A 21990-nucleotide genomic window follows, 5' to 3' on the forward strand; every position below is an offset into this window, starting at 1 on the left:
GCCTCGAACCGGGCAACCTCGGCCAAAGCATCCAAACAAGCATCGAGCTGGCGCCGCAGCGGATCGGAGCCCTGGCCGCAATCAACAGGGCCATCGGTTCCGCCACGGAAATCCGGCCCGATGATGCGCCCAAGAATGGCAACGGACGCAGCGACAGCAGCCAGAGCCTCGGCAGCCTCGAACCCGCCGGGGGCTTCCAAAGCCTCCCCGGTCCTCGTCCAAGCCCCCGTGCCTTCCATACAAAGAGCATCCCAGCAGGGTCTGACATTTAAGGACCCATGAACAGATGAGACCTGCACCCGACCCAGTATCCCAACCAGGGCCGCCATCTGGTTTTCGCTTCCAAGGCACGTTGTGTTGCCCCGAGATCGATGAGCAGTGGGCGGCCGAGTCACGCCATCAGCGTACGAGTCACGCCATCAGCGTACGAGTCAGGCCATCAGCGTATTGGCCCGTCCGGTTTCAGGCTTTTACTTCAGGCGGCTGCTGCCGCCTGGAAGTGTTTTTCGATGATCTCCTTGATATCCGAATGGCAGCCACCGCAACCTGTGCCGGCACGCGTAGCGCCAGACACCTCTGCCACCGTGGAGCAGCCATGTTCCACAGCGTCCTGGATCTTGGTTCCGCTGACACCTGCGCAGCGGCAGACGGTACGCGCGGGGTCGTTGTTCGCTGCGGCAGCCAGCTGATCGGGGCCATCAAGGCGCAACAGGAGGGACCGGTCGGCCGGGAGTTCGTCGCCGCGCTCGAACAGCTGCACCAGTTCGGCAGCCGTCCGTGGCATCCCCACCGAAACGAGGCCCTCGAGAACGCCTCCACGGGTGGTCATCTTCACGTACCGGCCATGTTCGGGATCTGCCCACTGGGCAATTTGCCGCCGGGGACGTCCAGTGACGGCACCGGACGTGAGTACTTCTTCATCCCAGGGCTCCGCTGAGTTATCCCCGGCCACGGCCATATTCAGTCCGCGTGCCTTAAGGATAACGACGCCCGGCTTCTCGGCAGGCAGTTCAGGCAATGCATTCGCCAGGAGGTGCGAACCTGTGTCCCTCAGGTCGGCGGAAACGCCGTCGGGCAGGATGCCTTCCGCCGAATCTTCGGCCAGCAGTGTCAGGTACTCGGCGAGCCATTCAGCCTGCCGCCAGCCTGGTCCGATCAGGCCGGAGGGCCCGCCGGCATGTCGGCACTCGACGCATGAGGAATCGGGGCAACGCACCTCGGCACAGTCACCGATCGCGAAGATGTGTTGTTCGTGGTGGGCACGCAGCTTGTGGTCCACAAGGATGCCCACACCGGTCGACAGCCCGCAGCCTTTGGCCAGTTCAGTCCTGGGCCTGACGCCGCATGAGAGCACCAGCAGGTCACCGTCAATGGCAGAGCCGTCGTCCAGCAACAGTGCGGAGAAAGCACCGTCGGGTCCGTTGTGTTCGATGCCCGTCGACCTGGCATTCGCTGCCACCCGCACGCCGCAGGAACGCAGGCCCGCTGCGAGGACAGCCCCGCCGCCCCGATCAATGTTGCGGCCCAGGGGATGGGTCCCGTTGTGGACCACCGTCACGGTGGCGCCTTCCTCTGCAGCGGCCAGGGCTGTCTCAAGGCCCAGGACACCGCCGCCGAGCACCACAACACGTTTGCCTCCGGAAACGGCTTCCAGGAGCACTTTGGCGTCCCGAAGATCGCGGAGGGCAGTAACGCCTGTTGGCAGGACAGGGGCGGACGGATCAGGGTTAAGCCCGGTGAGGTTTGGAATGACAGGCCGGGAACCGGTGGCGAATACCAGCCGATCGTAGCCCGGGGAGGTGCCGTCGGTAAGGACCACCTGCTGCCTTGCGCGGTCCACTCGACGCACCCGCGTCCCCAATCGGACATCGACGCCCTCGGCAATAAGGGCGGCAGCATCAGCAAGAGCCAAAGCACTGGCGGTGGTGCGCCCGACGCCAAGGTCCGCCACCATCACACGGTTATACGCGGCGTCGTCCTCTTCGCCCACAACGGTAACGTGCGCGAGACCGCTGCGGACGGCTGGCAACAATTCATCGATCAGCCGGGCAGCGACCGGGCCGAAACCAACTACAACAATGCGCTCGCTCATGAGGCCTCCGTCGTCTGAAGAACACTGGTCTGAAGTACGTTTTTGGCCAGTTGGACCCATACCTTGTTGAACTTGAACTCCGGCATCCCCGAAATGGGGTCGGTGGCGGCTTCCGTCAGGCGGTTGGCGCTCTCGAGCTCCGGAAAGTGGAAAGGAAGAAAGACCGTTTCGGGCCGGATTGCGGTGCTCAGCTCGGCCCTGCAGACCACTTCGCCGCGCTCGTTGGCGACCGAGACAAACGCGCCGTCGGTGATGCCCATGGCGGATGCAGCGGCCGGGTGGATCTGCATTTTCGCCTCCGGCTGGGAGGCCATGAGCTCGGAGACCCGCCGGGTCTGGGCGCCGGACTGGTAATGCTCCAGCAGCCGCCCGGTGATAAGGGTCATGGTCTTGGCGTCCGGGTCAGGATTTACCGCCGGGGTACGACGACGGCGGGGCGTCACCGGTGTCATGACCGCCTTGCCGTCTGCATGGGCGAATGCTTCCAGGAACAACCGGGGTGTTCCGGTGCTGCCCGCCGGGTATGGCCAGTAGGCGGCCTCGCCACGGTCCAGCATGGCGTAGTCGATGCCTGAGTAGTCGGCCAGTCCGCCTGCCGAGGCAAGGCGCAGCTCCTCGAAGACAGTCTCCGGGTCTTCGCTGTACGTGGAGGGAGCGTCCAATGCCTCAGCAAGTCGCGCCATGATCCAGAGCTCGCTGCGGGCCCCCTCGGGCGGCTGCAGGGCACGACGCCGGCGCAGGACGCGTCCTTCAAGGTTGGTCAGCGTGCCTTCTTCCTCGGCCCACTGCAGCACGGGCAGTACGAGGTCGGCTTCAGCGGCCGTCTCGGACATAAAGAAGTCGCACACCACCATGAAGTCGAGGCTGCGGATTCCTTCGATGACGGCGCCCGCATCGGGGGATGCCACGGCGATATTGGAGGCGTGAACAATAAGGCACCGGACGCCGTCGGGCTTTCCAAGCGATTTCAGGAGCTGGACAGCGGGCAGGCCGGGACCCGGGATGAGGAATTCAGGGACGCCCCAGACTCCGGCAACATGCGCTCGGGCGGCGGGGTCGGTGATCTTTCGGTAGCCGGGCAGCTGATCGGCCTTCTGGCCGTGTTCGCGGCCGCCCTGGCCATTGCCTTGACCAGTGAGCGTGCCGTAGCCGCTGCGGGTGGACCCGGGCAGGCCCAGGAGCAGGCTCAGGTTGATGGCGGCCGTGGCAGTGTCCGTTCCGTCCACGTGTTGTTCCACACCTCGCCCGGTGAGGATGTAGGAGCCGCCCTTCCGTGCGCCGTCGGCCAGCCGCCGTGCGGTCTCGCGGATGAGTTCGGCGGGGACGCCGGTGAGGGACTGAACGCGTTCCGGCCAGAAGGCGTTGACGCTGCGGACCAGGGCATCGTAGCCGCTGGTGCGTGTCCGGATGTAGTCGTTGTCCACCAGGCCCTCGTGGATCACCGCGTGGGACAGGCCCAGCAGCAAGGTGAGGTCGGTGCCCGGCAGGGGCTGCAGGTGGAGCCCGCCGCCGTCGCTGGTAAAGGCAGCCGTGGCGGACCGGCGCGGGTCCACCACAATGAAACCGCCGGCGTCGCGCGCGCCCTGAAGGTGCTGCACGAAGGGAGGCATGGTCTCGGCAACGTTGGAGCCGAGCATCAGGATGGTGCTTGCGCCGTCCAGGTCTTCCAGCGGGAACGGGAGCCCACGGTCAACGCCGAACGCGCGCATCCCGGCGGCAGCGGCGGAGGACATGCAGAACCGGCCGTTGTAATCGATCCGCGAGGTGCGCAGGGCCAGCCGGGCGAACTTGCCCAGCATGTAGGCCTTTTCGTTGGTCAGCCCTCCTCCGCCGAAAACTCCGACGGCGTCCGCACCATAGCGGGCCTGGGTTTCCTTTACAGCGGAGGTGATGAGTTTCAGGGCTTCGTCCCAACCGATGGGGCGATGGACGCCGTCGGAACCTTTGAGCAGAGGTTCCGTGACGCGGCCCGGGTGGGTCAGCAGCGAAGCGGAGGTCCAGCCCTTGCGGCACAAGCCGCCGCGGTTGGTGGGGAAATCCCGACCACTCACTTCAAGGGACGGCGCTTCAAGAACGGGTAGAGCCGTCACGGGGTCTGACCCCGGCTGTTCAGCCGGGGTCAGAGCCGCTGGGGACTTCAGCGTCATGGCGCACTGCAGGGCGCAGTAAGGGCAGTGCGTATCGGCGCTTTTGGTCATGTTAGACGTGTCCCATCGCGTTCTGTTTGGCGGGGCGGATGTAGAAGGCCCAGCAGACCAGGAGCATTACAACGTACGCTCCGACGAATCCGTAGAACGCCGGGGTGTAGGAGCCGCTGGCGCTGTTGGAGGCGTTCAGGACCTGCGGGATAACAAAGCCACCGTAGGCGCCGATTGCGGAGACCAGGCCAAGCGAAGCGGAGGCGAGCTTGGCGGTGTGGACGCTGCTCGCACCGGCCTTGGCGGCCCGGCTGGAGGTGGCGAAAATGATCGGGATCATGCGGTACGTGGCACCGTTACCGAAGCCGCTGGCCGTGAACAGCATCAGGAACAGCGCCAGGAACAGCCAGAAGTTCTTCAGCGGAAGCGTCCAGATCATCACGAGGGTGATGGCTGCCATAGCGGCGAAGGTGGTCACCGTCATCCGGGCGCCGCCCATGCGGTCCGCCATGCGTCCGCCGAAGGGACGGGCCAGAGAACCAACAAGCGGACCCAGGAAAGCGAGCGACAGAGCGACAGTTCCGACTGCAATGGAGGAGAAATCCGGGAAGTAGTCCTTGATGAGCTTGGGGAAAACACCGGCGAAGCCGATAAAGGAGCCGAACGTTCCGATGTAGAGGAACGCCATGATCCACAGGTGCGGTTCCTTGAGCGCGGCCACAGATCCTGCGACGTCACCCTTGGCGCTGGTGAGGTTGTCCATGTACTTCCAGGCGCCAAACGCGGCGAGCAGGATGAACGGAACCCACATCAGGCCTGCGACAGGCAAGTTCACCGTGCCGGCGGCGAGGAGCGTAATGGCGATGGGAACGGCCAGCTGTGCGACGGCGGCACCGAGGTTTCCGCCGGCTGCGTTCAGTCCCAGGGCCCAGCCCTTTTCACGTGCGGGGTAGAAGAAGGTGATGTTTGCCATGGAGCTCGCGAAGTTTCCGCCACCGAAACCGGCCAGCGCGGCGACGAGGAGCATCACACCGAAAGGGGTCTCCGGGTTGGAGACGCACACCGCGAGGCCAATGGAGGGAATCAGCAGGAGGAGGGCTGAAACGATGGTCCAGTTGCGGCCACCGAAGCGCGGGACCATAAAGGTGTACGGGATGCGGAGCGTAGCGCCAACGAGGCTTGGCATGGAGATCAGCCAGAAGATCTCCGACGTCGTGAAGGTAAAGCCCGCCGCGGGGAGCTGGACCACTACGATGGACCAGAGCTGCCAGACGACAAAGCCGAGGAACTCAGCGAAGATGGACCAGTTCAGGTTCCGCTTGGCGATGGAACGGCCTTTGGACTCCCACTGCTCCTTGTTCTCCGCATCCCAGCCGGCGATCCAACGGCCGGAACGGAATTCAAGGGCTGCCGCGTCTGCAGTGCGGGTGGAACCGGGCTGGGCGTCAGCGGACGTGGCAACAGATCCGTGCCACGGCTCGGCGTCAGTTTCAGGCGGAGTGCCGGCGCCGGATTCGGCGGTTCGGTCAACAGTCACGGTGTACCTCCTAAGGGGGATGTTGTACTCCCACGTTAGGGATTGCTCGTTTCGTCAAGCGTCGCCGTTTGTTAACGTGCTGTGACATTTGCCTATCGAGGTCTTTGTGACGGCGTTAGAATTCTGTCCGGGGCGGGGGAACTGCTGCTGGCGCCTGAGATAAAAGGCACAGTTCCGCGTCAGGGACCTTTCGTCTGAAGTCCGGATATTGGGAAATAATATCTAGGAATACGTATTCCCCGGCCGGGCGGTCTTGCACGCGCCGGACAACACTCACGAAAGCAGCTGCATGTCTTCCCCATCCACATCAATCGAAGCCGGGTCCCCGCGCCCGGCGAACTCGCGCGGGCGCGTGATCGTTGCCAGCCTGATCGGCACCACCGTGGAGTTCTACGACTTCTACGTCTACGCCACGGCGGCTGTGCTGGTCTTCCCGAGGCTGTTCTTCCCGGGCCAAAATGAAACCACCCAGCTGCTGAGCTCCTTCGCAGTGTTTGGCGTCGCGTTTATCGCCCGTCCGCTGGGGTCCATCGTCTTTGGCCACTTCGGGGACAAGTTCGGCCGCAAGGGGACCCTGGTGGCCTCGCTGCTGACCATGGGAATTGCCACGTTCCTGATAGGTTGCCTTCCCACCGCCCTGGTCCCGGGCTGGGGCTTCTGGGCTCCCGCCCTCCTGGTGGTGATGCGCTTCGCCCAAGGCCTCGCGCTCGGCGGCGAATGGAGCGGTGCAGCTCTCTTGGCCACGGAGAACGCTCCCGCCAACAAGCGGGCGATCTACGGGACCTTCCCGCAGCTCGGCGCACCCATCGGCTTCATCATCGCCAACGTGATCTTCCTCGTGGCCAGCTACGTACTCTCCCCGGCCGACTTCGAAGCCTGGGGCTGGCGCGTCCCGTTCCTGCTGAGCGCCGTTATGGTGATCATCGGCCTTTACGTCCGCCTGAAGCTCATCGAAACGCCGGCTTTCACCAAGGTGCTCGAATCAAACGAAGTGGCCAAGCTGCCGCTTGCCCGCGTCTTCAAGACGAGCTGGCGCCCGCTCATCCTGGGCACGTTCATCATGCTTGCTACGTACGTGCTCTTCTACCTGATGACCACATTCACGCTGACTTACGGCACGCGCCCGGCCACCCTGGACTCCGCCAAGGCAGCCGCGGAGAAGGCCGGCAAACCCATGACAGAGGCAGCTGCGGCGGCATTCGTTCCCGGACTGGGATACACCCGCAACGACTTCCTCTGGATGCTGATTGCCGGCGTCGTGTTCTTCGGTATCTTCACCCTGGTCTCCGGCCCGCTGGCCGAGAAGTACGGCCGCCGAAAGATGCTGCTGGCCGTGACCGGTGGAATCTTTGTCTTCGGCCTGCTGTTTGTCCCGCTGTTCAGCGGCGGCTTTGTGGGCACCATGGCACTGCTGGTCATCGGCTTCTCCCTGATGGGGCTCACGTTCGGACCGATGGGTGCGCTGCTGCCGGAACTGTTCCCGACCAACGTCAGGTACACCGGCTCCGCCGTAAGCTACAACGTCTCCAGCATTCTTGGTGCGGCTGTGGCCCCGTTCATCGCCGTCGCGCTCTGGGAACAGGCTGACGGCAGCCCTGTGCTCGTGGGAATCTACCTGACCGCCATGGCTGTCCTGACCCTGGTGGCGCTGTACCTTAGCAAGGAAACCAGGGACCTGGACTACGAGAACAACGTAGCCTGACGCTCCTGCCCAGTTACTAAAGGAATGCCCGGCGTGTTTGCTTAACACGCCGGGCATTCCTGCGTTCGGGCAGAAGTAACCGGGCGGGAACGGCGACGGCGGCAGGGCGGGCGGCCTCGGGCGGCGGGCGGGCGGCCTCGGGCGGCTGGCGGCAGCAACGACCGAGCCGGGCAGCTTTACCGGGCGTACAGCTTCACGAAATTCCGGAGGATTGTCATTGGCTCGGTCACCGTGAACCGGCGGGCGTTCTCCATCAGTTCCTCGGCAGATTCCGGCGGGAAGTAGCCGGCATGGCGGTAGATGTCGATGCGAGTGACCAGGCCGCCGACGTCGAGCTCCGGATGGAACTGCGTGGCGTACAGATTCTCCTTGATGCGGAACATCTGCACCGGGCAGGCAGGGGAGGTGGCCAGCAGCACAGCATGCGGGGGAAGGACAGTGCAGGCCTCCTTGTGCCCGGTGAACGCGGTGAAGGATTCCGGAAGTCCTTGGAGCAAAGGATCAACCAGGCCCTCCGGCGTCAGCGTGATGGTCGCTCCACCCAACCCCTCACCATAGGTCCTGTCGATTACCGCACCCTCATGCAGCCCGAGCGTACCCACGCCGTAGCACGCGCCGAGGAAGGGGAAGTCCTCCTCCACCACGCGGTCCAACAGGCGTGCCAGTTCAGCTTCCACACGGTGCTGGACCTGGCTTTTGTGGTCCGGAGGATCGCTGGACGTAAACGGGCTTCCGCCGACGATGATGCCCGAATAGTCAGAGAGGTCCAGGGCAGGCAGAGGTCCGGCTTCCATCCGGACGCGCTTCAGCTGTTCCGGATCCAGCCTTCCATACCGCAGGTACGCCTGGTACTCATCCTCGGCGGCAGCGTCCTCGGCCCGGGAGGCCAACAGCAAAAATGGCTTCACAGGCTAAGTGTGCACGCCGCGGAGGTCGGCAGACTAGTCTTCGATCGTGGCGATTATCGCACCCGCTGAAACTGTCTCGCCCTGGATTGCCGCAAGTCCCGTGACAGTGCCGGAACGGTGGGCGGTGAGCGGCTGTTCCATCTTCATCGCTTCGAGCACGACGACGAGATCACCTTCGACGACGACGTCACCTTCGGTGACGGCAACCTTGACGATAGTGCCCTGCATGGGGGAGCTGAGCGCGTTGCCGCTCGCTGCTGCAGCAGCGCCACCGGCGCGGGAACGTTTCTTGGCCTTTGCAGGTTTTGTGCTTCCCGAGCCACTGGTGACGCTGCCCAGGGATGCTGGAAGCACCACTTCCAGGCGCTTGCCGCCCACCTCGACAACAACGCGCTGGCGCTCACTGGCTCCCTCATCATCGGTGAACGCCCCGGCCCCGCCCCAAGCCGGAATGTTATTGACGAACCCTGTCTCGATCCACCTGGTGTGAACGCTGAAAGGGCCCTCTGCAGGAGCGAAAGCCGGGTCCGAAACCACCGCGAGGTCGAAGGGGATCACCGTGGGAATGCCCTCAACCACCATCTCCTCAAGCGCACGCCGGGACCGCTGAAGGGCCTGCTTCCGGCTGGCCCCTGTGACGATGAGTTTGGAAAGCATGGAGTCGAAGTTTCCGCTGATGATATCGCCTTGCTCCACACCTGAGTCGATGCGGATACCGGGACCAGTGGGATTCTTCAGGGTAGTGATGGTGCCCGGTGCCGGCATGAAGTTCCGCCCCGGATCTTCTCCGGTAATACGGAACTCGATGGAGTGCCCGCGGACCTCCGGGTCGTCATAGCCGAGCTTCTCGCCGCGGGCCAACCGGAACTGTTCGCGGACGAGGTCAATACCGGTGACTTCCTCCGAAACACAGTGCTCCACCTGGAGGCGGGTATTTACTTCGAGGAAGGAGATGGTGCCGTCCTGGCCCACCAGGAATTCGCAGGTTCCGGCCCCGAGATAGCCGGCTTCCTTGAGGATGGCCTTGGATGATTCGTAGAGCCTGTTGTTCTGCTCTTCCGTGAGGAACGGCGCAGGGGCTTCTTCCACGAGCTTCTGGTTGCGGCGCTGGAGCGAGCAATCCCGGGTGGATACCACCACCACATTGCCGTAGGCATCCGCCAGGCATTGGGTTTCCACGTGGCGGGGGGCGTCGAGGAAACGCTCAATGAAGCATTCTCCACGGCCAAAGGCGGCAGTAGCCTCACGGACAGCGGACTCAAACAATTCCGGGATCTCTTCGCGGTTGCGGGCCACCTTGATGCCGCGTCCGCCGCCGCCAAAGGCTGCTTTGATTGCTACCGGAAGTCCGAACTTGTCCACGAATTCGAGGATCTCCTCTGCAGACTCCACCGGATCAGCGGTTCCCGGTACCTGCGGCGCGCCCACTTTTTCGGCAATGTGACGGGCCTGGACCTTGTCGCCAAGGGCGGAGATTGCTTCGGGAGAGGGCCCGATCCACGTGATTCCCGCTTCGATCACCTTCGCCGCGAACTGCGCGTTTTCGGCCAGAAAGCCGTACCCGGGGTGAATGGCGTCGGCACCGGAGCGCAGCGCTACTTCAATCAGCTTGTCCATCACGAGGTACGATTCAGCCGCGGTGTTCCCGCCCAGGGCATAGGCCTCGTCCGCGAGCCTGACATGCAGCGCATCCCGGTCCGGGTCCGCGTAAACGGCCACCGAGGTGATCCCTTCATCCCGCGCTGCGCGAATGATGCGCACTGCGATTTCGCCGCGGTTGGCGATGAGGACCTTGGTCATTGAGGCGGGAAGACTACGGGATGCGCTGTGGGACATGGTGGGGAAGGCTCCATTCTTTTCTCAGTGGAGCCTAGCGTGAATTTGAGGTTTCCCGCAGGAATCACGCGTTCGTCCGCAGGTATCAGCCGCAGAACTTGTAGGGTTGCTACAAATTGGCGGGTTTGTTGCTAACCCACGTCCTGGCGCTGTCCGGCAGTGGCTGCCCGGCGGGCGGCAAGATGCTCCGCAAGGTACTTCGCGTCCCGGCCCACGCCGGGCAGGCTCGAAGAGGCAGCGCAGTACAGGAATTCCAGTCCCAGGAAGTAGAGGCCAGGGGAGGTCTCCGCTACACCCCGGCGCTGAACCGGGACCCCGGCGGCGTCAAGGGCGCCGGGCACGTCCAACCAGCTGTAATCATGCCGGTAGCCGGTGCACCAGATGACATTGGAGACTTCCAGCGGGTTGCCTTCAGCGGTTAACGGGACACCGTCCTGGATTCCCGTGATCCGTGGAACGATCTCGACGCCGGCTGCGGCCAGGTCCCGGATCCGGGTGCGGATCAGGGGAGCGGCATGCGTCAGGAAGCTGGGCGCCGCCTTGCGGCCAAAGGGTGTATCCAGGTTCAGGATGTGCAAGCCGGCGAAGCGGACCAGGGGAAGGGCGAACCTTGCTGCAGTCCGGCCATGCTTAAAGGGAAGTTCTGCTGAAGGGCTTCCGGACAGCAGCGTCGGGTGGCTCCGGACCACCTCGAAGGCTATCTCGGCCCCTGAGTTGCCGGCGCCCACCACGAGTACCGGGCCGTCCTGGAGTTGGCCGGGGCTGCGGTACTCGGTGGAGTGGATTTGCCGGATGGTGGGTGAAAGGTCCTGGGCGAAGGAGGGGAGCTTTGGGAGTTCCTCCGGCCCGGTGGCTACCACCACGTTGCTGGCAGACCACTGTCGTTCCCCGGCTGTGACGAGGTAGCTCTCTCCTGAGCGCTCCACGTTGTCCACGCGGGTATTGCTGAGCACCGGGAGGTTGAACCGCTGGGCATAGGACTCCAGAAAGTCAGCCTGCTCGTCTTTGGTGGGAAAGGCCAAACGGTCTCCGGGGAAACGCATCCCTACAAGCCCATCAAACTTTGCGGGGGTGAAGAGACGAAGGGAGTCCCAGCGTTTCCGCCAGCCATCGCCAACCCTTTCGCTTGCATCGAGGATGACGAAATCCCTTTGTTGGCGGGACAGGAGGTATCCGAGCGTGAGTCCTGCCTGGCCACCGCCGATAATGACGGTGTCCTTGGTTTCGGGCTGGCCGGAAAAATGATTGTTATTCATGGCAATGCCTCCGAGGCAATGGGTGCTTTAGCTGAGTCGCTGAGGATGTAAACGGTATGGATGGCATGGGCACGGTTGGACAAGGCGATGTAGCTCAAGGCATAGGAAGCCAGGTCCTTCGTGCGTGCCGTCTTCGCGAGCATGGGAATCAGGCTGGACGCGAACAGCACCGTCGAGACGGCGCCTGCAATAAGGGGTAGTTCCATGCCTTCACGCTACGTTTCAGGTACATGGCGGCACATCGAGCAAAGTATGTGATGGGCCGGAAGGCGATGGGTATTTTTACCTAGTGCCGGGGAGGCGTCCCGCCAGCCCATGGTTGAAGGCGTACGCCGTCGCGGCGCTGCGGGACGGCACATCCAGCTTGAGCAGGATGTTGCTGACGTGCCGGGCCACCGTCTTCTCACTCAGAAACAGTGCGGAGGCGATACTCCGGTTGCTCATTCCGGCGGCAACCAGGCGCAGCACTTCGGCTTCACGAGGGCTTAAGGGTCCGGCGGACGCCACGGGAGTTGGAGACACCGGGGTTTCGAGCCGGTCGAGGGAGCTCAATGCAGGAATCGCGCCCAGATCATTGAAAATTGTGCGTGCAGCCGCGAACTCCAGCTGGGCTGATTCGTCGTCGCCCAGCTCCTGCAGGGCCATCCCCAGCTTGACCTGGCAGCGCGCTGCCTCATACGGTGCCTCCAGCTTGGACCAATTGTTCCAGGCTCCGCGGAGGGCCTTCGCGGCGCCGTGGGGGTCGCCGGTGGCCAACAACAGAATTCCTGCCGAATACCCGGCGAGCGCCATGGCCCAAGGCATCCTGGTGGCTTCGGCCAGTGATTCAAGCTCCGCCGCTGCAGCCTGGGCTGCTGGGAGGTCTCCCGCGGCCACCTCGGTTTCCACCATGGCCGGCAGGAGCATCCGGCGTGAGAAGGTCCCCGCCTCCTCGGCTGCCCGGCGGATGAGGGATTGGGCCGCTGCGGGTTTCCCCTGGGCGAGGCGGAGCAAGGCGAGCCCTGGCTGGGGGTCATAACCGGCTTGATGCGCTTGGCGGTATGACTCCTCCGCTTCGGCGAATTTGCCCCTTAACCGCTGAATCTCAGCCTGTTGGTAGAAGCCGCCGTACATCGCGTTCCGGTCCCCGCGGCGGGACAGTTCCTGAGCGGTGCGCGCCGTGGCGAGGGCGTCGGACCAGGCGCCGTGCAGACAATAAATCTCGGCACGGTGCATCCGGCATTGACCCTGGAAAGGCACCAGGTCCGTCTGCGAGGCACACCACCGGTCAAGGGCAATGGTCCACTCCTGGGCGCGGCCAAGGTCGAAGGCGAGGTGGCAGCTCTCTATAAGGGCGCAGTAAACGATCCCGGAGGGGAAGGGGCCGACCCCTCCTGACATCACTGAGGCCAGGACCTCATCCAGCAGCGCCATTCCTTCGTCGACCCGCTCAAGCCTGATCAGGGCCTGGCCCTGCCCTAGCCTGGAGAGCGCCAGAACGTCGCGATCCTGGAAGCGCTCCGCGATGTGTTCAGCCCGGGCAAACACCTGCCGGGCACCTTCGAAATCCCGGCCGTACATTTGTCCCAGAGCCTGTTGGACCAGGAGGAATCCCTCGACGGCGCAGGGCTCCGCGTGTTCCTCCACTAACCGACGGGCCCGGGCAAACCATCCACCAGCCGCTGCCTGTTTCCCGGCATACCTGAACTGCATGGCCAGCCAGGCTGCGCACCGCGCTGCGGCAGCAGCTTCCCCCACCAGCAGGTATTCCTCGTGCGCCTTCGCCAGGGCGTTGATGCCGTCGTCGAAACGGCCCAGCAGCAAGGCAGCGGTGGCCGAACGCTCCAGATCCTCGGCAGGCAATCCGCCTTCCTGGACAGCTTGGGCAAACTCGCTGGAGGCATCCAGCCATCGACGTTCCGCGAAGGCTGACCGGCCGCGGTCCAAAGCGGTGGAAACTGTCACTGTGACTTCTTCCGGCCGGAGCATCGGAACCCTTGTAGCTCCGACCACCTGCCCTACTTCGCTAGGGTACCGCCGCCAAAATGGGCAGGCAACAAGACCAGCGGGTCAGGTCTAAGGGCTGGCCGGCCAAAGTTCGGTGATGCCCACTTTGGCTTGCCCCAACAGGACCCGAAGGGTGGAAATGGAAAGCCCGACGACCGCATGGGGGTCGCCGTCGATCTTGCGGATGAACGCCCCGCCCAGCCCGTCGATAGTGAAAGAGCCGGCACAGTGCAAGGGCTCTCCGGTGGCGATATAGGCGTCGATTTCTTCGCCTGACATTTCCATAAAATGCACTTCGGCCGACGAGACCGCGCCGACTGTGGCGCCGGAACCAAGGGAGAACTCCGGAGCGTCGTCGGCCTCGGTGTCCCGGCAGTCCACCAGCCAATGGCCCGTGTGCAGTACGCCCTTGTTGCCGCTCATCCGCAGCATCCTCCGCCGGGCAATGTCGGGCGTGTAGGGCTTGCCGTGCGACTCGCCCTCGAATTCGAAGACGGAGTCGCAGCCAATCACCAGCGCACCTTCGGATTCAGGAAGCGAAGCCACTGCTTCCGCTTTTGCCCGCGCCAGGAGCAGTGCCGTGTCGTGCGGCTCCGTCACCCCGTAACGGGCCTGGACTGCGTCCTCATCGACGTCCGAGACAAGAACCTCATGCCGGATGCCTGCCTCGGTGAGCAGTTTGGTGCGGGCGGGGGACTGGGAGGCCAGAATCAAGCGGGTCACGGGCTCCAGCCTAATTCACTTCAACACGTGCCTGCCCGGCCTTTTCGGCCTGCGCGGCAACGCCGGCTGGTTCTTGCTGCCGAAGTTTGGCCCCTTCAACGTCGACATCAGGCAGGATCCGGTCCAGCCACTTCGGCAGCCACCAGGCTTTGTCGCCCAGAAGGTACATCACTGCCGGGACGATGGTCATGCGCACCACGAAGGCGTCAACGAGGACACCGAAGGCCATGGCAAAGCCAAGAGGCCGCACCATTGTGAGATGTGAGAAAACGAAGCCGGAGAAGACGCTGACCATAATGATGGCGGCAGCTGTGACGACGGCGGCGGCGTGGCTGAAACCGGTGCGGACTGCATGCTTCGCGCTTTCCCCGTGCATATAGGACTCCCGCATCCCTGAGGTGATGAAGACCTGGTAATCCATGGCCAGGCCGAACAGCACACCGATGAGGATGATGGGCAGGAAGCTCAGCACCGCCCCAGGGTTCGGAACATCAAAGATCGTTCCCAGCCAGCCCCACTGGTACACAGCGACGACGGCGCCGAACGCTGCCCACAGGGACAACAGGAAGCCCCCGGTGGCCAGCAGCGGTACCACGATGGAGCGGAACACGAGGAGCAGCAGGATCAGGGAAAGCCCGACGACGATCGCCAGGTACGGGGGCAGCGCGTTGCCCAGCTTCGTTGAGACATCGATGTTGCCGGCGGTCTGTCCGGTGAGGCCGATGCTTACCCCGGTGGAGTCCTTGATCCCGGCATTTCTGCCGCGGAGCTCGGAGACCACCTGGACGGTGCTCGCGCTGGCCGGTCCCTCCTTCGGAATCACCTGGAAGACGGCAGTGCGGCGGTCCTCGCTGAGGGCAACCGGGACAGCGGCGGTAACGTTGTCCAGGCCTCGCAGGATGTCAGCGACGTCGAACTGCCTGGACTGAGCTTCGGCGTCGGTCAGCCCGGCCGGGAACTCGCCCACCACCACGATCGGCCCCGTCATGCCTTCTCCAAAGCTGCGGGCGGTGACGTCATACGCCTTGTATGCCTGGGACTCTACCGGCTCCGAACCGCCGTCGGGCAAGGCCAGCCGGAGTTGGCCGGCTGGCAGGGCAAGCACACCAAGCAGCGCAACACCGGCGAGCATTGCCAGGATGGGGTGCCGGGTCACGAGACCGCCCCAGCCGTGGCTGCTCTTGTGCTCTTCCTTTGCGTGGTCCTCTTCTTCGTGGCCCGGTGCGGCGTTGTGCTGTTCAGCTTTGGCCCACCTGCGACGGGAAATCAGCCTGCGGCCGATGAGGGACAGGACGGCCGGTGTCAGGGTCAATGCAACTACGACGGCGACCGACACTGTTGCTGCAGCGGAGAGACCCATGACGGCAAGGAACGGGAGCCCGGGAACAACGAGAGCAGCAAGCGCGATGATGACCGTCAGGCCTGCAAACAGCACGGCATTGCCCGAGGTTCCTGTCGCCAACGCCGCGGATTCTTCAGCGTCCATTCCCGCCAACAATTGGCTGCGATGGCGGTTGACGATGAAGAGTGAGTAATCGATGCCTACGGCCAGGCCAAGCATGAGGGCAAGCATTGGCGAAATGGAACTCATATCAACCACGCGGGTGAGTGCGAACGTTCCCCCTACACCTACTGCCACCCCCACCAGCGCCATGAGCAAAGGCAGGCCCGCCGCGATCAGCGTTCCCAGCATCACGATCAGGACAAGGGCAGCGACGGCGATACCGAGGATTTCGGATACGCCGAACAGGTCAGAGACGTCTTCGGTAATCTCTTTGCTCGCGAAAGCAGTGACACCGGCAGAGGACACCTCCTGCGCGATCTCCTGGACTTCCTTGCGGACCTCGGGGTTGAGCGCGTTGATGGAGGTCTTGAACTGAACCTGGGCAATGGCAGCTTTACCGTCCTCGGAGACAAAACGCATGCCTTCAGAGCTGGCCAGCTGCCGTTTGCCGAGCTCCAGCCGGGCGCCGCCTGCTTCCGCTTCTTTCCTGCCGACCTCAAGCTGCTGCTGACCGGCGGCAATCTCCGCTTTTTGCTGGCCCAGTTGGGCTTCAATGGCTGTCGCTGGCAAACCTGCAGCTGTCAGTTGCTGTTCCGCCTGGGCCAGCTGGGCAGCTCCGGCCTCAAGTTGCGCTGCTGATTTCTCCAGCAGGGCTTTCCCCTCGGCGGCTTTTTGCTCTCCGGACGCCAGGTCCGACTCAGCCTTGTCGAGCTGGGCCTGGGTGGCGAAGGGGTCAACAGTCCCCTGGACATCCGGCAGGGTCCTGAGCTTGGTCAACGCCGCCGTTACAGCGTCCTTGCCCGCTTGGTTGAACTGCCCGCCCTCGGCCTCAAACACGACACCCGCAGTGCCTCCGGCGGATTCCGGCAAGTCCTTTTTCAGCTTGTCCAGCATCCGCTGGGTTTCAGTTCCCGGGATCTGGAAGTTGTTGGACATGGTGCCGTGGAAAGCTGCGGCGGAGCCCCCGACGGCGAGCAGCACCGCCAGCCACAGTGAGATGACCAGCCAGCGGTGGCGGTAGGAGAACTTGCCTAGGCGGTACAGGAGCAGGGCCATGTCAGTGCCGATCTTTGGGGAGAGGAGATGCCTGGGAGGACGTCATGTCTGAAGGGGAGATTGAAGCTAGGACGACGTAGCGAAGCCTGAGGCCAGGAGGTCAAGGGAATCAATCATCAATTGACGAAGTGTGGCCATGGAGGCTTCCGAAAGGTCGGGTCCACAACGGCTGAACCAGACATCCATGGCCGCCCTTCCGCATGAAATTACCGAGCCTGAGAGGGCGCGAAGATAAAGTTCATCGATTTGGCCGTCAGTCCCGCCGCGCATGCGCTCACGGGCGGCCTCGATGATCTGTCCGGTGCAGTGGTCCCACGCTTCGAGTTCCGGGCGGGCGAGCTGGTGATTCTGCTGCATCAGGGTGAACAGTTCGGCAACGGGTGCAACGGCCATTGGATCGGCGAGTGCCATCATGGCTTCTTTGGCCGATACGATCACGGGTTCGTCACGGGGGCGCAACCGGAACTGCTGGAGCGCAACCTCCAGGAACTCATGCGTTATGTTCCCGATGGCCGCTTCGGTGCTGGCGTAGTAGTTGAAGAATGTGCGGCGCGATACACCTGCCGCGTCAGCGATATCCTCCACCGTGAAGTTACCCACACCCCTGGTGCGGATGAGCTCCATGGCGGCGCGCGTGATGGCCTGACGGGTTGCTGTCTTGTTCAGCTCTCGCCGGGAAAGCGGGGGAGGGGGAGATTCGGCAACAATTGCCGGCGGGTTTGAACTCACAGCCCTACACTATGTGCAAGTTTGCACTCCGGGCAACTTTGCTTCACAGCTTCCTGACAGTCTCGGGACAGCTCTCTGACACATGGCCTGCCGAGAGTGGTTAAAGGCCGGCAATCAACGGCTGGCCTCACATCGGAGCCGCCTTCGGGCGGCAGATCCAGGAGAAAGCAATGTCACAGAAGAAGAAACTGACCCTTGGCCTCAGCGCCGCCGGCGTCGCGCTGGTTGCAGGTTTGGGAGTCTCGGGAGCGGCGTACGCCGCCACGACGACGCCGAGCCCCACTCCCTCAGCGAGCGCTTCTGCGGACGCTCCAACCGACGGTCAGCGCGGAGGCCCGGGCGGTCACGGCAAGAGGGGTGGAGGCATGGGAGTACAGGCGGCCGGGCTGGCTACGAAGCTCGGCGTTGATGAGGCGAAGGTTACGGAAGCCCTGCAGACCTTCCGCGATGCCAATAAGCCTGATGCCGCGACCGGCGATAAGGCTGCAGGCACCAAGCCGGACCGTTCAGCAGTGGACGCCGCCCTCGCAGCATCGTTGGCACAATCCCTCGGGATTGACGAAGCGAAAGTGACCGCCGCTCTGGAGGAGCTCCGCACCGAGGCGCAGGCTGAACGTGCGGCTGCACTCAAGACCCGCCTGGATAAGGCAGTCACCGATGGCACTCTGACCCAGGCCGAGGCTGATGGTGCAGCCAAGGCGGTGGAGAAGGGAGTGATCGGCGGCGGTCGGTAAGAGGGACTTTTCCTAAGGGCCCTTAAAGCACAATTCCCCGGGGAGTTCCCGGGGAATTGTGCTGCGGCACTGTGGTTGACGGCTTTCCTGGAAGCTTCCTCCGTAGGGAGGAGCCAGGGGAGAACCCAGAGGAAAAGCTACGCCTTCGAGGTTTCAAGCTCCCGTTCACGGGAAGAAGTGTCGCCTGCGGCTGACTGGTCTTCCGCCGTCGGGGTGTCGTCGGCGAATGCCTCGCCGTTTCGCGTTGCGTTGTACAGGGTTTCGTCCAGGATGCCTTGACGCTTGGAAACGATCGTGGGCACCAGGGCCTGTCCGGCCACGTTCACTGCGGTGCGTCCCATGTCCAGGATGGGATCGATGGCCAGGAGGAGTCCGACGCCGGCGAGGGGAAGTCCCAGGGTGGACAGCGTCAGGGTGAGCATGACAACGGCGCCGGTGGTGCCTGCTGTTGCCGCGGAGCCGAGTACTGAGACCAGGGCGATGAGCAGGTACTGGCTGAAGTCCAGCTGGATGCCGAAGAACTGGGCCACGAAGATCGCCGCGATTGCCGGGTAAATCGCCGCGCAACCATCCATTTTCGTGGTGGCGCCCAGGGGCACCGCAAAGGATGCATAGGCGCGGGGGACACCGAGGTTTCGCTCAGCCACGCGCTGGGTGAGGGGAAGCGTGCCAATGGAGGAGCGGGAAACAAATGCCAGCTGGACGGCGGGCCACACCCCGGAGAAGTACTGCTTGACCGAAAGACCATGAGAGCGGATCAGAGTGGGGTAGACACCGAACAGCACCAGGGCCAGACCAATGTAAATGGCAATGGTGAACTTGCCGAGCGATCCGATGGTGTCCCAGCCATAGACGGCAACAGCGTTTCCGATCAGGCCGACGGTACCAAGCGGTGCGATCCTGATGATCCACCACAGGACCTTCTGGATCACGGCAAGGGCAGAGGCATTGAGCTTCAGGAACGGCTCGGCCTGCTTGCCCACTTTGAGAGCCGCGATGCCGATCGCAATGGCGATCACCAGGATCTGGAGAACGTTGAAGCTGACGGACGTGGTGACGGCGCCGGACTCGGCCACGGTGGAGGTGGCACCGAGGCCCAGGAAGTTCTTCGGGAACAGGCCGATCAGGAACGCCCACCAGTCGCCTGACTTGCCGCTGTACTCATCCTGCTGGGCAAGGCCTGTGCTGGCGCCAGGCTGAAGGAACACGCCCAGGCCGATGCCGATCAGCACCGCGATAAGCGAGGTGATCGCGAACCACAGAAGGGTGTTCCACGCCAGTTTTGCGGCATTGGACACTTCACGCAGGTTCGAGATGGAACTGACCACAGCCGTGAAGATCAGCGGTACGACGGCGGTTTGCAGCAGCGAGACGTAGCTCGAGCCAATGGTCTGCAATGTTGCGCCGAGGCCGTTGGGAGTCTCTTTCGTGCTGCCGGTGTACTTGGCCAGGAGGCCGAGGCTGAGGCCCACGATGAGGGCAGCGATGATCTGAAAACCGAAGGAGCCGGCCCACTTGGGCAGCTGGAACCCGGACTTTCCTGCAGGGGAGGGGGTGCTTGTTTGAGTGCTCACCCGAATACGCTAAAGGCAGTGCATATACCACCGCGAACGAACGTTGAGAAATGTTACGCCGACCTCGAGCGCTTCCCTCCTTGAAAACCCTGCAAATCCGGGGTAATTGAGCGCATTTGTGAAGTTATTCCCACCCAGCATGTGGTGATTGTCTCTTCGCCTAGCACCGAGATGACACTTCGCGGCAGTGTTTTGTTACAACACTGCCGCGAAGTGTCATCTCGACGATCAGCCGGGCTGCATTGGACAGGGGGTTAGGCCAGCAGTGCGCGCTTGAGGGTGTCGAGGCCTACGGAGCCGATGTTCAGTGCCTTGGTGTGGAAGGCCTTGAGGTCAAAGTCGGGCCGGGTTTCGAGCTCGGCCCTGATCTGCTCCCAGAGCCGCTGGCCCACCTTGTACGACGGGGCTTGGCCCGGCCACCCGAGATACCGGGTAAACTCGAACTTCAGTTGCCCCTCGCTGATGGGGAGGTTGGCCTTGAGGAATTCCAGTCCCTTGTCGGGCGTCCAGGTTCCGGATCCCCAGCGCTCCGGGACCTCGAGTTCCAGGTGGACACCAATGTCGAACACAACCCGGGCTGCCCGCATCCGCTGCATGTCCAGCATGCCCATGTGATCGCCCGGGTCTTTCAGATAGCCAAGTTCCTGCATGAGTTTCTCGGCGTAAAGGGCCCAGCCCTCGCCATGGCCGGAGGTCCAGCAGACGTTGCGGCGCCAGCTGTTCAGCAGTTCACGCTGGTATACGGCAGTAGCAACCTGGAGGTGGTGTCCGGGAACCCCTTCGTGGTAGACGGTGGTGGTCTCGGACCATGTTGTGAACGTGTCTTCGCCTGCCGGGACTGACCACCACATCCGGCCCGGACGGCTGAAGTCGTCCGACGGGCCGGTGTAGTAAATGCCGCCCTCGTCGGTGGGCGCAATGAGGCATTCCAGCGTTTTCATAACGTCCGGAATCTCGAAATGCACATCCGCGAGTTCCGCCACAGCGTTGTCAGACAATTCCTGCATCCAGGCCTTGAGGGCATCTGTTCCCTTGAGCTGCCGCGAGGGATCGTTGTTGAGGATCTTCTTGGCTTCTTCGATGGAGGCACCTGGCTTGATCTGTTCCGCAACCCGTTCCTGCTCAGAGATCAGCCGCTGGAGTTCCTGCACGCCCCAGGCATAGGTCTCCTCGAGGTCCACCGCCGCCCCCAGGAACGAGCGGGAAGCCAGGGCGTAACGCTCCCGTCCGACTGCATCTTTGGCTGGGGCCACAGGGAGGAGTTCCTGCCGGAGGAATTCGGCGAACCGTGCGTAGGCACGCCGGGCCGCGGCAGCACCGGCGTCGAGCTTGTCCTGAAGCTCCTGTGGGAGAGGCCCCTCCGCCGTTTTGGCCCCTGCAGCAAGCTTCGCGAAGAAGCCGTCCTCGGCTGCGTACTTGCTGGTCTGCTCAATCACAATCTGCACTTGGCGCACGGCGGAGACTTTCCCCGCCTCCCGGGCAGCAAGAAGCGAGGCCGCGTACCCTTCGATCGCCGTCGGAACATTATGGGCCCGGCCCGCGATGTGGTCCCAGTGTTCCGCGGTCTCGGTGGGCATCAGGTCAAAGACGGCACGGATGTCCTGGGCCGGAGACGCGATGTTGTTGAGGGTGGCAACATCCCAGCCGGAGTCGTGGATTTCCAGTTCGAGTCCGAGCCGTTCCTTCATGGCGTCCAGCGTCACAGCGTCGATGTCGTCCACTGGAACCTGCTGCTCAAGGGCAGCGAGCGTGGCACGGGCGGCATCGATAAATTGCTCGATTCCGGCCGGGGAAAAGTCCTGGTACTCGGTCTCGTGTCCGGGAACGCCGAGGGTGATGGCGAAGCTGGGATCGAGCCTGATGAGGGTGTCAGTGTGCGCGTCGGCGATCTTGTCGATGGCGGTCTGCGGCCGAATGGGAGTGGTTTCGTTAGTCACCCTCACGACACTAACGTCGCAAACCCAGTTATGAAAGACTTACTGAACTATTAGCAGGGGCCTCCGCCGCCGAGGGTCCCCTGGCCGGGCGCAGCGGGGTTTCCGCAGCAGGGGCCTCCGCCGCCGAGGGTCCCCTGGCCGAGCGCAGCGAGGTTTCCGCAGCAGGGGCCTCCGCCGCCGAGGGTCCCCTGGCCGAGCGCAGCGAGGTTAGGGAGGCGGTGGGGACGAGTCAGCCGCGGCTGCGTTTCCAGGCCCCTGGCCCTGGTGTGGGCGCCAGC

16 protein-coding genes and 1 pseudogene are annotated in these 21990 nt (G+C 63.5%); 2 read left to right on the forward strand and 15 right to left on the reverse strand.

Going from position 1 to position 21990, the window contains the following annotated elements:
• From RIN13_RS18030 to RIN13_RS18045, 4 genes and pseudogenes are all read right to left on the reverse strand, one after another.
• A pseudogene (locus RIN13_RS18030) lies at window positions 1-239 on the reverse strand (hypothetical protein); the annotation flags it as partial.
• A 236-nt stretch (window positions 240-475) separates the two neighbouring features.
• Window positions 476-2092, reverse strand: a complete 1617-nt coding sequence (locus RIN13_RS18035; RefSeq protein WP_309108697.1) for an FAD-dependent oxidoreductase — start codon at window positions 2090-2092, stop codon at window positions 476-478.
• Window positions 2089-4290 carry a molybdopterin oxidoreductase family protein gene (locus RIN13_RS18040; protein ID WP_309108698.1) on the reverse strand — a complete coding sequence of 734 codons (2202 nt, stop codon included), beginning with the start codon at window positions 4288-4290 and terminating at the stop codon, window positions 2089-2091. The genes RIN13_RS18035 and RIN13_RS18040 overlap by 4 nt, the downstream gene beginning before the upstream one ends.
• Window position 4291: 1 nt before the next feature.
• Window positions 4292-5767, reverse strand: coding sequence for an MFS transporter (locus RIN13_RS18045; RefSeq protein WP_309108699.1), 1476 nt, complete (start codon window positions 5765-5767; stop codon window positions 4292-4294).
• 289 nt (window positions 5768-6056) lie between these two features.
• Between RIN13_RS18045 and RIN13_RS18050 the strand changes: the two genes are divergently transcribed.
• Entirely contained in the window at window positions 6057-7469 is a 1413-nt protein-coding gene (locus tag RIN13_RS18050; RefSeq protein ID WP_309108700.1) for an MFS transporter, read from the forward strand.
• Window positions 7470-7645: 176 nt separating this feature from the next.
• Here RIN13_RS18050 and RIN13_RS18055 read toward each other — a convergent pair whose 3' ends face one another.
• The 8 genes from RIN13_RS18055 to RIN13_RS18090 form a co-directional block, all read right to left on the reverse strand.
• Window positions 7646-8377, reverse strand: coding sequence for a glutamine amidotransferase (locus RIN13_RS18055; RefSeq protein ID WP_309108701.1), 732 nt, complete (start codon window positions 8375-8377; stop codon window positions 7646-7648).
• Between the two features lie 33 nt (window positions 8378-8410).
• Window positions 8411-10213 (reverse strand): biotin carboxylase N-terminal domain-containing protein, encoded by a 1803-nt coding sequence (locus tag RIN13_RS18060; RefSeq protein ID WP_309108702.1) that lies wholly within the window; start codon window positions 10211-10213, stop codon window positions 8411-8413.
• A 131-nt stretch (window positions 10214-10344) separates the two neighbouring features.
• On the reverse strand, window positions 10345-11469 hold the full coding sequence (locus RIN13_RS18065) for an NAD(P)-binding domain-containing protein (protein WP_309108703.1): 1125 nt from the start codon (window positions 11467-11469) through the stop codon (window positions 10345-10347).
• Window positions 11466-11675: a hypothetical protein gene (locus RIN13_RS18070; RefSeq protein ID WP_309108704.1), complete on the reverse strand. Its 210-nt coding sequence runs from the start codon at window positions 11673-11675 to the stop codon at window positions 11466-11468. Before RIN13_RS18070 ends, RIN13_RS18065 begins: the two co-directional genes overlap by 4 nt.
• Before the next feature lie 76 nt (window positions 11676-11751).
• Complete coding sequence (locus RIN13_RS18075) at window positions 11752-13413, reverse strand: response regulator transcription factor (RefSeq protein ID WP_309108705.1); 1662 nt, start codon at window positions 13411-13413, stop codon at window positions 11752-11754.
• Window positions 13414-13524: 111 nt separating this feature from the next.
• Entirely contained in the window at window positions 13525-14178 is a 654-nt protein-coding gene (locus RIN13_RS18080; protein ID WP_309108706.1) for a Maf family protein, read from the reverse strand.
• Window positions 14179-14188: 10 nt separating this feature from the next.
• The gene (locus RIN13_RS18085; RefSeq protein ID WP_309108707.1) at window positions 14189-16738 is read right to left on the reverse strand and encodes an MMPL family transporter; all 2550 of its coding nucleotides are present in this window, start codon (window positions 16736-16738) and stop codon (window positions 14189-14191) included.
• Window positions 16739-16804: 66 nt separating this feature from the next.
• Window positions 16805-17467, reverse strand: coding sequence for a TetR/AcrR family transcriptional regulator (locus RIN13_RS18090; RefSeq protein ID WP_309108708.1), 663 nt, complete (start codon window positions 17465-17467; stop codon window positions 16805-16807).
• Window positions 17468-17637: 170 nt separating this feature from the next.
• On the opposite strand from RIN13_RS18090, the gene RIN13_RS18095 reads away from it, so the two are divergent.
• Window positions 17638-18201: a Clp protease N-terminal domain-containing protein gene (locus tag RIN13_RS18095; RefSeq protein ID WP_309108709.1), complete on the forward strand. Its 564-nt coding sequence runs from the start codon at window positions 17638-17640 to the stop codon at window positions 18199-18201.
• Window positions 18202-18338: 137 nt separating this feature from the next.
• On the opposite strand, the gene RIN13_RS18100 is transcribed toward RIN13_RS18095, so the two are convergent.
• The 3 genes from RIN13_RS18100 to RIN13_RS18110 form a co-directional block, all read right to left on the reverse strand.
• Complete coding sequence (locus RIN13_RS18100) at window positions 18339-19775, reverse strand: dicarboxylate/amino acid:cation symporter (RefSeq protein WP_309108710.1); 1437 nt, start codon at window positions 19773-19775, stop codon at window positions 18339-18341.
• Window positions 19776-20029: 254 nt separating this feature from the next.
• The gene (locus RIN13_RS18105) at window positions 20030-21712 is read right to left on the reverse strand and encodes a DUF885 domain-containing protein (protein ID WP_309108711.1); all 1683 of its coding nucleotides are present in this window, start codon (window positions 21710-21712) and stop codon (window positions 20030-20032) included.
• 50 nt (window positions 21713-21762) lie between these two features.
• The coding region (locus tag RIN13_RS18110; protein WP_375164793.1) for a hypothetical protein at window positions 21763-21990 on the reverse strand (228 nt) is incomplete at its 5' end.

Source organism: Arthrobacter sp. (genome assembly GCF_031179985.1).
Classification (GTDB): domain Bacteria; phylum Actinomycetota; class Actinomycetes; order Actinomycetales; family Micrococcaceae; genus Arthrobacter.

Excerpts from the sequence above, each read along its gene's own strand:
- RIN13_RS18035 (WP_309108697.1), bottom strand. The coding sequence starts at position 2,092 with ATGAGCGAGCGCATTGTTGTAGTTGGTTTCGGCCCGGTCGCTGCCCGG.
- RIN13_RS18040 (WP_309108698.1), bottom strand. The coding sequence starts at position 4,290 with ATGACCAAAAGCGCCGATACGCACTGCCCTTACTGCGCCCTGCAGTGC.
- RIN13_RS18050 (WP_309108700.1), top strand. The coding sequence starts at position 6,057 with ATGTCTTCCCCATCCACATCAATCGAAGCCGGGTCCCCGCGCCCGGCG.
- RIN13_RS18060 (WP_309108702.1), bottom strand. The coding sequence starts at position 10,213 with ATGTCCCACAGCGCATCCCGTAGTCTTCCCGCCTCAATGACCAAGGTC.
- RIN13_RS18065 (WP_309108703.1), bottom strand. The coding sequence starts at position 11,469 with ATGAATAACAATCATTTTTCCGGCCAGCCCGAAACCAAGGACACCGTC.
- RIN13_RS18070 (WP_309108704.1), bottom strand. The coding sequence starts at position 11,675 with ATGGAACTACCCCTTATTGCAGGCGCCGTCTCGACGGTGCTGTTCGCG.
- RIN13_RS18085 (WP_309108707.1), bottom strand. The coding sequence starts at position 16,738 with ATGGCCCTGCTCCTGTACCGCCTAGGCAAGTTCTCCTACCGCCACCGC.
- RIN13_RS18095 (WP_309108709.1), top strand. The coding sequence starts at position 17,638 with ATGTCACAGAAGAAGAAACTGACCCTTGGCCTCAGCGCCGCCGGCGTC.